Annotated in this window: 14 protein-coding genes; all 14 read left to right on the top strand. The window is 63.0% G+C overall.

Annotated features, from left to right (window positions below):
* Positions 1 to 33 precede the first annotated feature (33 nt).
* The 14 genes from K4O48_RS02495 (at position 34) to K4O48_RS02430 (ending at position 13,126) form a co-directional block, all read left to right on the top strand.
* Complete coding sequence (locus tag K4O48_RS02495) at positions 34 to 1,314, top strand: bifunctional O-acetylhomoserine aminocarboxypropyltransferase/cysteine synthase (RefSeq protein WP_222910611.1); 1,281 nt, start codon at positions 34 to 36, stop codon at positions 1,312 to 1,314.
* Positions 1,315 to 1,391: 77 nt separating this feature from the next.
* Positions 1,392 to 1,826 carry a thioredoxin TrxC gene (gene trxC, locus K4O48_RS02490; protein ID WP_222910610.1) on the top strand — a complete coding sequence of 145 codons (435 nt, stop codon included), beginning with the start codon at positions 1,392 to 1,394 and terminating at the stop codon, positions 1,824 to 1,826.
* A 300-nt stretch (positions 1,827 to 2,126) separates the two neighbouring features.
* Positions 2,127 to 2,846, top strand: coding sequence for a beta-ketoacyl synthase chain length factor (locus K4O48_RS02485; RefSeq protein WP_222910609.1), 720 nt, complete (start codon positions 2,127 to 2,129; stop codon positions 2,844 to 2,846).
* Entirely contained in the window at positions 2,822 to 3,631 is an 810-nt protein-coding gene (locus K4O48_RS02480) for a 1-acyl-sn-glycerol-3-phosphate acyltransferase (RefSeq protein ID WP_222910608.1), read from the top strand. Before K4O48_RS02485 ends, K4O48_RS02480 begins: the two co-directional genes overlap by 25 nt.
* Positions 3,612 to 3,875, top strand: a complete 264-nt coding sequence (locus K4O48_RS02475; protein ID WP_222910607.1) for a phosphopantetheine-binding protein — start codon at positions 3,612 to 3,614, stop codon at positions 3,873 to 3,875. Before K4O48_RS02480 ends, K4O48_RS02475 begins: the two co-directional genes overlap by 20 nt.
* A 13-nt stretch (positions 3,876 to 3,888) precedes the next feature.
* On the top strand, positions 3,889 to 4,146 hold the full coding sequence (locus K4O48_RS02470; protein WP_222910606.1) for an acyl carrier protein: 258 nt from the start codon (positions 3,889 to 3,891) through the stop codon (positions 4,144 to 4,146).
* Between the two features lie 83 nt (positions 4,147 to 4,229).
* Entirely contained in the window at positions 4,230 to 4,808 is a 579-nt protein-coding gene (locus tag K4O48_RS02465) for a hypothetical protein (protein WP_222910605.1), read from the top strand.
* Complete coding sequence (locus K4O48_RS02460) at positions 4,805 to 6,484, top strand: acyl-CoA synthetase family protein (protein ID WP_222910604.1); 1,680 nt, start codon at positions 4,805 to 4,807, stop codon at positions 6,482 to 6,484. The genes K4O48_RS02465 and K4O48_RS02460 overlap by 4 nt, the downstream gene beginning before the upstream one ends.
* Positions 6,481 to 7,308, top strand: coding sequence for a glycosyltransferase family 2 protein (locus K4O48_RS02455; RefSeq protein WP_409518917.1), 828 nt, complete (start codon positions 6,481 to 6,483; stop codon positions 7,306 to 7,308). Before K4O48_RS02460 ends, K4O48_RS02455 begins: the two co-directional genes overlap by 4 nt.
* A gap of 62 nt (positions 7,309 to 7,370) precedes the next feature.
* Positions 7,371 to 8,246: a glycosyl transferase gene (locus tag K4O48_RS02450; protein WP_260523757.1), complete on the top strand. Its 876-nt coding sequence runs from the start codon at positions 7,371 to 7,373 to the stop codon at positions 8,244 to 8,246.
* A complete protein-coding gene (gene hutH / locus K4O48_RS02445; protein ID WP_222910603.1) occupies positions 8,233 to 9,771 on the top strand; it encodes a histidine ammonia-lyase in 1,539 nt (512 codons plus the stop codon). Before K4O48_RS02450 ends, hutH begins: the two co-directional genes overlap by 14 nt.
* Positions 9,764 to 10,189: an acyl-CoA thioesterase gene (locus K4O48_RS02440; RefSeq protein WP_222910602.1), complete on the top strand. Its 426-nt coding sequence runs from the start codon at positions 9,764 to 9,766 to the stop codon at positions 10,187 to 10,189. Before hutH ends, K4O48_RS02440 begins: the two co-directional genes overlap by 8 nt.
* 59 nt (positions 10,190 to 10,248) lie before the next feature.
* Complete coding sequence (locus tag K4O48_RS02435; RefSeq protein ID WP_222911953.1) at positions 10,249 to 10,803, top strand: outer membrane lipoprotein carrier protein LolA; 555 nt, start codon at positions 10,249 to 10,251, stop codon at positions 10,801 to 10,803.
* The gene (locus tag K4O48_RS02430; RefSeq protein WP_222910601.1) at positions 10,787 to 13,126 is read left to right on the top strand and encodes an MMPL family transporter; all 2,340 of its coding nucleotides are present in this window, start codon (positions 10,787 to 10,789) and stop codon (positions 13,124 to 13,126) included. The genes K4O48_RS02435 and K4O48_RS02430 overlap by 17 nt, the downstream gene beginning before the upstream one ends.
* Positions 13,127 to 13,238: the final 112 nt, after the last annotated feature.

Here is a 13,238-nt window from a genome sequence, read left to right as displayed (position 1 = left end):
TTTGAGCCGACGAACAACTACAAGGAGCACGCCATGAAACTGGAAACTCTCGCCATACATGCGGGTTACAGTCCGGACCCGACGACCCGAGCGGTCGCAGTACCGATCTACCAAACCACCTCGTATGCGTTCGACGATACCCAGCATGGCGCGGACCTGTTTGATCTGAAGGTTCCAGGCAACATCTACACGCGCATCATGAACCCCACCACCGATGTGCTCGAGCAGCGCGTGGCGGCACTGGAGGGCGGTGTGGCTGCGCTGGCAGTGGCCTCTGGAATGGCGGCGATCACCTATGCCATCCAGACCATCGCCGAAGTGGGCGATAACATTGTCTCGGTCGCCAAACTCTACGGCGGCACCTACAACCTGTTCGCCCATACGCTGCCGCGCCAAGGCATCGAGGTGCGCTTCGCCGCACATGATGACATCGCTGCGCTGGAGTCCCTGATCGATGAACGCACTAAGGCCGTGTTTTGCGAGTCGATTGGCAACCCCGCCGGCAACGTCATCGATCTTCAAGCCCTGGCAGACGCCGCGCACCGTCACGGTGTGCCACTGATTGTGGATAACACGGTCGCCACGCCAATGCTCTGCCGACCCATCGAGCATGGCGCCGACATCGTGGTGCATTCGCTGACAAAGTACATGGGTGGCCACGGCACCAGCATCGGCGGCATCGTCGTCGACTCCGGCTCGTTCCCCTGGGCGCAGCACAAGGAGCGCTTTGCGCTGCTCAACACGCCAGACGTGTCCTATCACGGCGTCACCTACACCGAGGCGTTCGGCCCGGCTGCCTTCATCGGCCGCTGCCGGGTGGTGCCGCTGCGCAATATGGGCGCGGCGATTTCGCCGTTCAATTCGTTCCTGATCCTGCAGGGCTTGGAAACGCTGGCGCTGCGCATGGAGCGGCACTGCGAAAACGCGATGAAGGTCGCCACCTACCTGCAGACGCACCCGCAGGTGGCTTGGGTGAAATACGCAGGGCTCGCCGACCACCCCGAGCACGCGCTGGCGCGCCGCTACATGCGCGGCACCCCGGCGTCGATTCTCTGCTTCGGAATCAAGGGCGGCATTCAGGCTGGCGCGCGTTTTATCGATGCGCTCAAGCTCGTCGTGCGCCTGGTCAACATTGGCGATGCCAAATCGCTGGCGTGCCACCCCGCCAGCACCACGCATCGCCAGTTGAATGCCGAAGAGCTCGAGCGGGCCGGGGTGTCCCAGGACTTGATCCGCCTGTCGATTGGCATCGAACACATCGACGACATTCTCGCCGACTTGGCTCAGGCGCTGGATGCAGCCAACGCGGATTAGCTTTGGCGGATCCGGTAGATGCTTGATATCAGGCTGAGAGGCACCACATTTAGGAGATCCTGCTGTGGAGCCTCGCCATGTCTGACTCGCTGATCGTCCCATGCGCACAGTGCGCAAGCCTTAATCGCATTCCCGCCAATCGCCTGCAGGATGCGCCCCTCTGCGGTCGATGCAAGTCCGAAGCATTGCCCAGCAAGCCGTTCGATATGCAAGAAAGCCAGTTCGCTAACCAGATTAAATGCGACCTGCCGCTACTGGTGGATGTATGGGCGAGCTGGTGCGGGCCGTGCCGAAGCTTCGCCCCGACCTTCGTCCAAGCAGCTGCCCAATTGCACGGACGATGCAGGTTTGGAAAGCTGGACAGCGAAGCCAGCCCGCAGCTGTCGGCCCAACTCGGTATCCGCTCAATTCCCAGTCTTATCCTGTTCAAGGGCGGCCGTGAGATTGCGCGCCAAAGTGGCGCGCTACCGCTGCCGCAGCTCATGGCATGGCTTAAACAACAGGGGATCTGACGAGCCATCCAGGGATCGAACGACTAATCGCGTTCCAACATCCCATTCGGCGCGTTGCGGTAAGCGGGACCGCATTGCGCTGTCTCGCAAACTGAAAACTCTTAACTGACCGCGTGAGTCCGCCCCAGTTCCGCGAAGCAAGCCTACCTTTTATCAGGATATTTCACGCAACGTTTGCCTCTGCCAGAACGCGATTGGATAATGCCGCCACTTTCACGGCGGATAATTTACCGATAGTCGCTGTACAGGGACGTCGACACGCCAACAACAAGGCTCGCAAACGAGCCGGTGAGTTCTCGCGTGATTCAATTCGATATCGATCAATGGCAAGCCTGGGCTCCGGGTTTGACATGCGCGCACGACTGGGCGCAGTGGGCCAGAAATCCGTGCGACTTGCCGAGCAGTGACGCGCAGCCGGACGTTAGCTTCCTGCCAGCCATGCAGCGTCGGCGACTCAGCCGTCTGGCACGCATGGTCTTTACGGTCGCCACGCCCCTGGCTGCTGGCCAACCTGAAATGCCCCTGGTCTACGCCTCACGCCACGGCGAAACCGCGCGCACCTTCGCCATCCTCAAAGACCTGGCGAGTGGTGAGCCCCTCTCCCCGACGCAGTTCAGCCTGTCGGTGCACAACGCGATTATCGGCCTCTGGTCCATTCAGCAGAAGGACACCAGCGAAATGACCGCGCTCGCTGCGGAAGGCGACGGGCTGGAGCATGCCGTGCTCGAGGCGTCGTTTCTGCTCAGCGAAGGAGCACCTGCCGTTCTGGTGGTGGTGGCCGAAGACCAGACTCCAGACATCTATTCACCCTGGATCAGCGACGTCAGCTTTCCTTATGCCGTGGCGTTGCTGCTCAAGCCAGGGCGGACCTGGCAACTGAGCCTGGGGATTGCTGACGCCGATACGCCCTCAACGAAGCGACCGCATGCCATCGAACTGATTGGTGCGCTGCTCAATGGCTGGTCCGCGTTCCAGCATCGATGGGAGAGCCGCCAATGGAATTGGCAGCAGACTCATTGAACAATCGGCCAAACGCGCCATGGCTGTGGCGCCTGATCGCGACTGGGCTTTCGTTCGCTCTTTTCGGTTTTGGGGGGCTCTGCCTGCGGCTGGTTATTTTCCCTCTCCTCGGGTTGCTCCCCGGCGACGCAACCAGACGCCGTCTTCGTGCTCGCCAGACGGTCAGCCGACTGTTCTGGTTGTTTGTGCAGTTCATGTATCGCAGCGGTGTGCTGACGTACGAAGTCGAAGGCGCCGAGCGGCTCGGCCGCCCAGGGCAACTTGTGATTGCCAACCACCCTTCTCTGATCGACGTGGTCGTCCTGATCGCCCTGATCCGCGATGCCAACTGTGTGGTCAAGCAAAGCCTGTGGGACAATCCCTTCACCCGCGGTCCGATCCGCGCCGCGCAGTACATCAGTAACAATGGCAGCGCCGAAATGCTCGACGACGCCGCTGCAGCACTGCAGCAAGGCCAGACGCTGATCATTTTTCCGGAAGGCACTCGGACCACACCCGGCCAGGCCCCGCAGTTCCATCGCGGCGCGGCGGCTATCGCCCTGCGGGGCGCGCGCTTGGTGACGCCAGTGGTTATCACCGTCACGCCGACGACGCTGACCAAGGCTGAGCCCTGGTACCGGATTCCGGCAAGACGTTTTCATTTCCATCTGCGTGTCGGTGAGGACATCGACCCGCAGCTGTTCGCCGCGCAAGCCGCGGCACCCATCGCCTCGCGGCGACTCAATGACCATCTGCACCGACACTTCATAAAGGAGCTCGCACTCGATGAGCCAACTGCAGCTTGAAATCAAGCAACTGATCATCGACGCACTGGGTCTGGAAGACCTCGGCCCGGATGACATTGCGGCAGACCAGCCGCTGTTCGGCGAAGGGCTAGGGCTCGATTCGGTCGACGCGCTGGAGCTGGGCCTGGCAATCCAGAAGCGCTTCGGCATCCGTATCGATGCGGACGCCAAAGACACCCGCAAGCATTTCGCCAGTGTCGACAGCCTGGCCGCCTACGTCAGCGCCAACCGCGCTGTCGCCTGAGGAGGAGCTCACCGTGAACAACCGCAACGAAATCTTCCAGACCCTGCGCGACGCGCTAGTCGAGCTATTCGAGCTTGATCCCGCCCGGATTAGCCTCGAAGCCAACCTGTATCAGGATTTGGAAATCGACTCCATCGACGCCGTTGATTTGATCGATCACATCAAACGCCAGACCGGCAAAAAAATCGCTGCAGAAGAGTTCAAGTCGGTGCGTACCGTGGGCGACGTCGTCGAGGCGGTTTACCGCCTGGTGAACCCGGAAACGGCCTGAGGGCTACAAACCAAGAACGTTGGCAGCCGCCCGAAGTGAGAGGGTAGCTGCTGCGTCACGTGCCCGTAAGCGGACAGCACCCGATGCACGCACCCACCGGAACAGGCAAGACGAATACCAGCCGACTGATTGGCCTCTGTCTGTTAGTGGCAGGTCTCGCCTACCCGTTTGCTGTCTATCTCGGCTTGGAGCATCTGTCGCCACGCCTCTTCGCGCTACTGCTCGGGGGGCTGTGGCTGGCACGGCTCGTCAGCGGCAAACAGACGCCACTGAGCCGCACCCTTGCATCGGTGGCCCTGCTGTTTTGTCTGCTGCTGGGGCTGGCAGGTGAACCTGCACTGCTGCGCTGGTATCCGGTGCTGATCAGCTTGGCGCTGCTCGGTCTGTTTGCCAGCAGCCTCTGGTCCGGCATGCCGATCATCGAGCGTCTGGCACGCCTGAGCGAGCCCGATCTTCCGGCCGCAGCGGTGCGCTACACGCGACAGGTCACGTGGGTCTGGGTGGGTTACTTCCTCGTCAACGCCAGCATCGCCAGCGGCCTCGCGCTCTGGGCGCCGCTCAGCTGGTGGACGCTATACACCGGGTTGATCGCCTATCTGCTGATGGGCCTGTTATTTGCCGGTGAGTGGCTGGTGCGCCAGCGAATCAGGAACGAAAAATGAACTGGATTTCACTGGAAAACCTGCTCGATCAGACGCCCAGGTCGCGTCCGGTCACGCTGGACCCCAGCCTGGACCATACCGAGCTGCGCCAGCAAGCACTGCGCGTGGCCGCCGGGCTGCGCAATCGTGGCGTCGCCCGGCTCGCGATTCATCTTGAGGATGCCGGCGAGCTCGCGATCGCGCTGCTTGGCGCCTGGCGAGCCGGCGTGACTGTAGTGCTGCCGGCCGACCTGCAACCGGCGAACCGTTCCCGGCTGGCGCACCAGGCCGATCTCTGGTTGACGGATCAGGACGGCGACGCTCGGATCTCCGACCTCACCGCCGAGCCGCTCGAAGGGGCGAAGCTGGATCTGGACCAGTGCCGCCTGCTGCTGTGCACTTCCGGCTCCAGCGGCGAGCCAAAGCTGATCGACAAGCGTCTGCGCCAGCTGTCGAACGAAGTCGAACTGCTCGAGGACTGCTGGGGTGCGGATCTTGGCGACGCCTGCGTAATCGCCAGCGTCGCCGCGCAACACATCTACGGTTTGCTGTTCCGCGTGCTATGGCCGCTGTGTGCCGGCCGACCCTTTCTGCGACGCGCGCTGCCCTTCTCTGAAGATATCCAGTTAGCCAGCCGCCAGCATTCCAGCTTCTACTGGGTAGCCAGCCCAGCGCTGCTAAAACGGATGGGCGACAACCTCGACTGGCCGGCATTGCGCAGCGTGCGTCGAGTCTTCTCTTCGGGAGGCCCACTCGATGCCGACGCCGCGCAGCGGCTTCAAGATCGGCTGGCCCAGCTCCCGACGGAAATCTACGGCAGCTCGGAAACCGGCGGCATCGCCTGGCGTCAGGGCGGCTCATCGTGGCAACCCTTCCCTGGCGTGAAGCTGAGTGTGAATCCACAGGGTGCCTTGAGCGTCGCCTCACCCTGCCTGCCTCCGGGCCATGTCGAGCAAACCGCGGATGCGGTACGAATTGACGCTGATGGTCGCTTCGAACTGCTCGGGCGGCTGGATCGTATCGTCAAGCTGGAAGAAAAGCGCATCGCCTTACCCATGCTGGAAGCGGCGCTGGCTACGCACCCTTTCGTCGACGAGGCCCGTGTCGGCGTGATCACCGAAAACCGCGCTTACCTCGCGGCACTTGTCGCGCTCAGCGCTGCGGGCCTGCATGCACTGCGCAACGGTGGGCGCCGGGCATTGACCGAAACGTTACGCACGCATTTGTCCAATCACTGCGAAGCGCTGGCGCTGCCCAGGCGCTGGCGCCTAGTGTCACAGCTGCCTTGCAACAGCCAAGGCAAACTGCCACACGCGCAGCTCGACGAGCTATTGCAGGCACCTCGCCCTCTGCTCCCGGAACGCCTGGGCGCAGCGCTGAACGAGGGGCAGTGGCACCTTGATCTTGTCGTGCCGCCGGACCTCGCCCATTTTTCCGGTCATTTTCCCAAGACGCCGGTACTGCCCGGCGTCGTGCAGATCGACTGGGCAATCGGACTCGCCCGAGAGCTGATCGAACACCTGCCACCGCGCTTTCAAGGTATGGAAGTCCTCAAGTTTCAGCAGCTCGCCCGCCCCGGCGATCCGCTGCATCTGACCCTGCGCTTTGACCGCGAGCGCAGCAAGTTGCACTTCGCATACCGCAACGGCGATGCGCCTTGCTCGTCTGGCCGCATTCTGCTGGGAGAACACCCGTGACCACACTCGCCCCCATCGCACCGATTACCGGCGCGTCATCGACACAGCCCGAAAGCCATCCGCAGCTGTCACTGGCCATCGATGACGACTGGTTCAAGCCCTGTGCAGTCGTACCGGTCTACAACCACGAGGGCAGCCTGCCGGCAGTCATCGGCGCTTTGCTCGCCGACGACCTGCACTGCGTACTGGTGGACGATGGGTCCAGCCTCGCCGCGGCGCAGGTCATCGACCAGCTTGCCGAGCACCCCCAGGTGCATCTGCTCCGGCATCAGCAAAACCTCGGCAAAGGCGCGGCGGTCGCCTCAGGATTGCGCGAAGCGTCCCGCCTGGGTTTCAGCCATGCGTTACAGGTCGATGCCGACGGCCAGCATGATCTCGGCAGCGTGGCACTGTTTCTCGACCGCGCCTGCCAGGCACCGGAGGCGCTGATCTGCGGTTATCCCGAATACGATTCAAGCGTGCCGAAAAGCCGGCTTTACGGACGCTATCTGACCCACGTCTGGGTTTGGATCAATACGCTGTCGCTGTCTGTTCGCGACTCCATGTGCGGTTTTCGCGTCTATCCCTTGCAACCAACCCTGGCCTTGCTCGATTCGACTGCGCTGGGGCAACGAATGGACTTCGACACGGAAATCCTGGTGCGCCTGTACTGGCGAGAGCAGCCGATGGTCTGGCTGCCCACGCGCGTGCATTACCCCACTGACGGTGTATCGCACTTCCGCCTGTGGCGCGACAACGTGCTGATCTCCTCGATGCACGCCCGCTTATTTGGCGGCATGCTGCTGCGAGCCCCTGCGCTGCTCTGGCGCCGGTGGCAAAGGTGATCGAAAAAACCACGCCCAACTCGCATTGGGCAGCACACCGGGAACGCGGCAGCTTTGCGTTAATGCGGTTTACCGCGTCTGCCGTGCGCCTGCTCGGCCGTCGCACCATGGCGCCGCTGCTGTACGTCATCGTGCTGTATTTCTATCTGTGCGGCCGCAGTGCCCGGCAGAGCGCCTGGATCTACCAGCGGCGACTGGCCGACTGGAGTGGCCAAGGCGACCTGATGCCCAGCTGGCGCTCGGTCTATCGACAGTTCATGGCCTTCGCCGACGCCCTGCTGGACAAACTCGACGCCTGGGGTGGCCGTCTCGACCTGGCCCGTCTGGCCTTGCATGATCCGGCCAACCTGCATGCCGAGTTTGAAGGCGCGCGAGGTCAGCTGCTGGTCGGCTCGCATTTGGGCAACCTGGAAATCTGCCGGGCACTGGCCGAAATGGGCCGCAAGGTGAAGATGAATGTGTTGGTGCATACCCGGCACGCCGAACGGTTCAACCGGCTCTTGAATCAGTCGGGCGCAGACAACCTGCGGCTGATTCAGGTCAGCGAACTCGATCCGGCACTTATGATGGAGCTGGCGCGACGGCTGGATGCAGGGGAATGGCTGGCGATCGCAGGTGATCGCGTGCCTCTGCGCGGTGCGCGCATCGCAACGGTTGATTTCTTAGGTCAACCGGCGGATTTCCCCCAGGGGCCATGGTTGCTGGCTGGACTACTCAAATGCCCAGCCAATCTGCTGTTCTGCCTGAAACACGACACGCGATTCCATGTCCATCTCGAGCCCTTCGCCAAATCTATCGAATGGCGCCGTGGGGAACGGGATGCTGTGGTGCAACAGTGGGTGCAGCGCTACGCGGACCGCCTGGCGGCCCGTTGCCTGGAAGCGCCCTTACAGTGGTTCAACTTTTACCCCTTTTGGAACATCCATGACCAACGTTGAGCCCGTGATCTTTGGCGAGAACCATCTGACCATTGAGGACCTGCTGGCAGTGGTGCAAGGCCGGGCGCCGGCACGCTTGCAGGCCGAGACGGCGTTCCGCGAGCGGATCGCCCGTGGCGCCCAGTTTCTCGACACGCTGCTTGATCGCGAAGGGGTGATCTACGGTGTGACCACCGGCTACGGCGATTCCTGTGTGGTGGCGGTGCCGCTGCACCAGGTCGAGGCGCTGCCACAGCACCTGTTCACCTTTCATGGCTGCGGTCTGGGCAAGCTGCTCGACGCCGAAGCCACGCGCGCGGTGCTGGCGGCGCGCTTGCGCTCCCTGACCCATGGTATGTCGGGCGTGCGGATCGAATTGCTCGATCGTATGCAGGCGTTTCTTGAACACGACGTGCTGCCGCTGATCCCGGAAGAAGGATCGGTGGGCGCGAGCGGCGACCTGACGCCGCTGTCCTATGTCGCGGCGGCCCTGGCTGGCGAGCGAGACGTGATGTATCGCGGCGAGCGGCGCAGCGCGGCGGAGGTGCATCGTCTGCTCGGCTGGACGCCCTTGATCCTCCGCCCCAAGGAGGCTTTGGCCCTAATGAACGGGACTGCCGTGATGACGGGCCTCGCCTGCCTCGCCTACGCCCGCGCGGACTACCTGCTGAAACTGGCCACCCGTATCACAGCCCTCAACGTCGTCGCACTGGAGGGCAACCCCGAGCATTTCGACGAGCGCCTGTTTGCTGCCAAGCCCCACCCAGGCCAGATGCAGGTGGCCGCCTGGATTCGTCAGGACCTCGCCATCGAGGCACCGACCGCACCCTTGCATCGCCTGCAGGATCGCTATTCCATCCGCTGCGCGCCGCACGTGCTAGGCGTTCTCGCCGACAGCTTGGGCCTGCTGCGGCAATTCATCGAGACCGAGCTAAACAGCGCCAACGACAACCCGATCATCGACGCCGACAACGAGCGCGTGCTGCACGGCGGGCACTTCTACGGCGGCCATATCGCGTTCGCCATGGACAGCTTGAAAAACCTCGTCGCCAATGTCGCCGACCTGCTCGACCGCCAGCTCGCGCTATTGGTGGATACCCGCTACAACCACGGCTTGCCGAGCAATCTGTCCGGCGCCCCTGAAGCCACGGCGATGATCAACCACGGCTTCAAGGCGGTGCAGATCGGCGCCAGCGCCTGGACCGCTGAAGCCTTGAAGAACAGCATGCCAGCCAGCGTTTTCTCCCGCTCTACCGAATGCCACAACCAGGACAAGGTGAGCATGGGTACCATCGCCGCACGCGATGCGTTGCGCAGCCTCGAGTTGACCGAGCAGGTTGCCGCCGCCACGCTGATCGCCGCCAACCAGGGCGTCTGGTTGCGTCAGCGGCATGTTGGTTCAAGGGCGCTCCCGGCCCCTTTGGCATATATGCACGCTGCGCTGGGAGAGGATTTTCCACCCGTGATCGAAGACCGTGCGCTGGAAGGCGAGCTGCGCCTGTGCTTGGGCCGCATCCGCGCACAGCACTGGAGGCTCTATGCGTAAGGAAGGCGTGCTGCAGGCAGAGATTGACGTGCTGGTACCGTTTTTCGACGTCGACTCCATGGACGTGGTCTGGCACGGCCACTACATCAAGTACTTCGAGATGGCTCGCTGCGCCCTGCTGGAGCGAATCGGGCACAACTACACGCAGATGCGCGAGGCGGGCTACGCCTGGCCCATCATCGACGTGCAGCTGCGTTACGTGCGTGGCGCCCGTTTCAACCAGCGCATCATCGTACGTGCCGATCTGGTGGAATGGGAGAACCGCTTGAAAATCAATTACCTGATCACGGACGCTGAGACTGGGGAGCGGATGACGCGCGGGAGTACCGTGCAGGTCGCGGTAGAGATCGCCAGCCGCGAGATGCTGCTGGCGTCGCCGAACATCTTTATCGACGCCGTAGAGCGGGCCCTCTCGTGATACGCGTGCGCGACGTGCTGGCGCGACTAGCCCTGTGTGCATTCGGCCTGCTGCCCTTGATGGCGAACGCCGACGCCTTTGATCTCGCGCAGCTCAGCCGCCAACTGAGCGCGCCCGAGGTCGTTCGCGGCAGTTTCGTTCAGGAAAAATACTTGCGGGCGCTGCCGCAACCACTGACCAGCACCGGCAGCTTCGTGCTGGCACGTAACCGCGGCCTGCTCTGGTCCTTGCAGCAGCCGGTGCAGCGCGACTACCGCATCAGCGACTCGGGCATTGCGCAGCGCGATCCCAACGGCTGGCAGCAGACCAATCAGCAGGGTCCTGCCGCACGTCACAACGAATTGTTTCTCGCTGTTCTGCACGGTGACACCGTGGCACTACAGCGTGATTTCGAGCTGGAGCTCAACGGCACTGCGCAGGCGTGGGCGTTGGCACTGACCCCACGCTCGAAACTGCTCGGACAGATATTCACCGCCATTCTGATCCAGGGCAGCGCCACAGCCGAGCGCATCGAGCTGCTCGAGACCCAGGGCGACAGCACAGTGCTGGTGCTGAACGACATCGAGATCGACGATCAATTGGACCCCAACGAACTCCATGACCTCGCCGACTGATCAAGCGCTCAGGTTTCCGGCCTGGCTGTCCGTCCTTTTTTTCCTGGCGCTGCTCGGGTTGGTGGGACTGACAGCATGGCAATGGCGCGACGGATCGCCGGTGACCGCGAACTTGCTGCAGCTTTTGCCCAGCGATACGCCAGACGAGCTGGAGCAACTGGCCGAACAGCGGGTGCAGGAACCGCTGAACCGAGACGTGATGGTGCTGATCCATCATCCTGATGAGGACATCGCCGTCGGGCTGGCAGATGAAATCACTGATAACCTCCGGGCCAGCGGCCTCTTCGCCCAGGTTCGCCGTTCGGTGCAAGCCGACCTGCCGGCAGTACGCCAACAACTGCTTGATCAGCGTCTGGTGTTGCTGAGCCCGGCCAGTCGCGAAGCCCTGATTGCCGCACCGGAAGACTTCATTCAACAACGCCTGCAGCGTCTGTACAGTCCCTTCGAAAGCGCAAGCCTCGTGCCAGTCGAGCAGGATTGGTTCGGTTTCGCCGATCTGGCGCAGCGCCAACTGCCGCAGCCGGGCCATATTCGCCCACGCCTCGATGGCCTATTGATCGCAGAGCATGATGGACAGCGCTGGGTGGTCATTCATGCACGGATCGATGGCGACGCCTTCGATGATCAGCTTCCGCTCCTGGTGGACGATGAAATCCGAGCAGCCCGTCGCCGGGTCGAGTCCGAGCAGGGTGAGCTGCTCGCGGCCGGCGGCGTGTTGCATGCCGCGTATGGGCAACGCCAGGCGCGGGAAGAAGCGGGCCTGATTGGCAGCGTATCGCTCATTGCCACCCTCGCCCTGCTACATCTGCTGTTTCGTACGCCACGTGTGTTGCTGGTGGCGTTACCGGTGGTGGTCGGCGCCCTCAGCGGCGCCGCGGCGTGCATCGCGTTGTTCGGCGAGATCCATGTCCTGACGCTGGTACTTGGCGCCAGCCTGGTTGGCGTCAGCATTGATTTTCCGTTGCACTACCTCTCGAAGAGCTGGGGCCTGCAACCATGGCACGCTTACCGAGCCTTACGCCTGACGCTCCCGGGGCTGGCCTTGGCGCTGGCGACCAACGTGATTGGCTACCTGGCCATGGCGTTCACTCCATTTCCAGCGCTCAGCCAGGTGGCGGTTTTCTCTGCCGCGGGCCTGTTTGGCGCCTTCGCGTGCGCTACATGCTTGCTGCCAGCGCTGTTGAACGCGCCTCTGCAACCGTGGACCGCACCGCTAAGCTGGGCGCGGCGCGGCCTGGATCTGCGTCAGGCCTTGCTCAGGCGGGTCCCGGCACGCTGGTTACTGGTCGCGTTCGCGCTGTTTTGCATCGCAGGTATCAGTCAAGTCTCGTTCAAGGACGATCTCCGCCAGTGGGTCAGCCGGGCGCCGATGCTTCAACAACACGCCGAACGCATTGGCCAGATCACTGGTTTCGAGCCGACCAGCCAGTACTTTCTGGTACGCGCAGAGACCCCGGATGAACTGCTGGCACGTCAGGAAAACCTTGGCACTCGCCTCGATGACCTGGTTGCCGCACAACAGCTGCACGGCTATCTCGCGCTGAGCCAGCTGGCCGCCCCGGCCGTCGCCCAGGAAAGCCTGCATCTCGCGCTGCCTCGTTTGCTGGAGGTGAGTCAGCCGCTGCTGGATCTTGGCGTGACGCCCGGCATGCTCGAACAGGAACTGGCCGACCTGCTGGCCAAGCCCGTCGCCGGTCTTGACGAGGTGTTGGCCGGACCGCTCGCCGAACCCTGGCGCCCGCTATGGTTGGGCGCGCAGCCGGACGGCTCGGTTGCCGGCTTGGTCAGTCTTCAGGGCTTGAGAGACAGCGCAGCGCTTCACAGTCTGGGCGAGGGTATTGGCGGGGTCAGCCTTATCGACCGACCGGCCGAACTGAACCGGCTGTTCGCCGAGACCCAGCGTCAAGCCGCGCTGCTCAAGGTGTCCGCCGCGGTGCTGATCTTTGCGCTGTTGTGTCTTCCGTTTGGCTGGCGTGGCGCCTTACGCTGCCTGGCCGTTCCGCTGCTGGCGGCGCTCGGCAGCCTTGCCTGCCTCGGCTGGCTGGGTCAGCCGTTGACCCTGTTTGGCCTGTTCGGGCTGCTGCTGGTGACAGCCATTGGTGTCGACTACGCCATTCTTATGCGCGAACGAATCGGTGGCGCCGCGGTGAGTTTAGCGGGCACCCTGCTGGCAGCCGCCACCACCTGGCTGTCGTTCGGTCTGCTGGCCCTGTCCAGCACGCCAGCGGTGAGTAATTTCGGGCTGGCGGTGGGACTCGGCCTGGTGTTCGCGTTCCTGTTGGCCCCGTGGGCCGCTGAACCGGATGGCGACGAGAAATGCTGAGCGGATCATGCGAGGCGCGACTTCCGCAACCGGTAGCCTTTCCTAAGGCGCCCGCCACGCTGTTGGTGGCCGTTATACCTTCCCGGCTGCCGGAACCTCCGTCAGCACCCAC

It is taken from the genome of Pseudomonas sp. DNDY-54 (genome assembly GCF_019880365.1).
Taxonomy (GTDB): domain Bacteria; phylum Pseudomonadota; class Gammaproteobacteria; order Pseudomonadales; family Pseudomonadaceae; genus Stutzerimonas; species Stutzerimonas stutzeri_P.
This window is presented reverse-complemented; position numbering and strand designations above follow the sequence as displayed.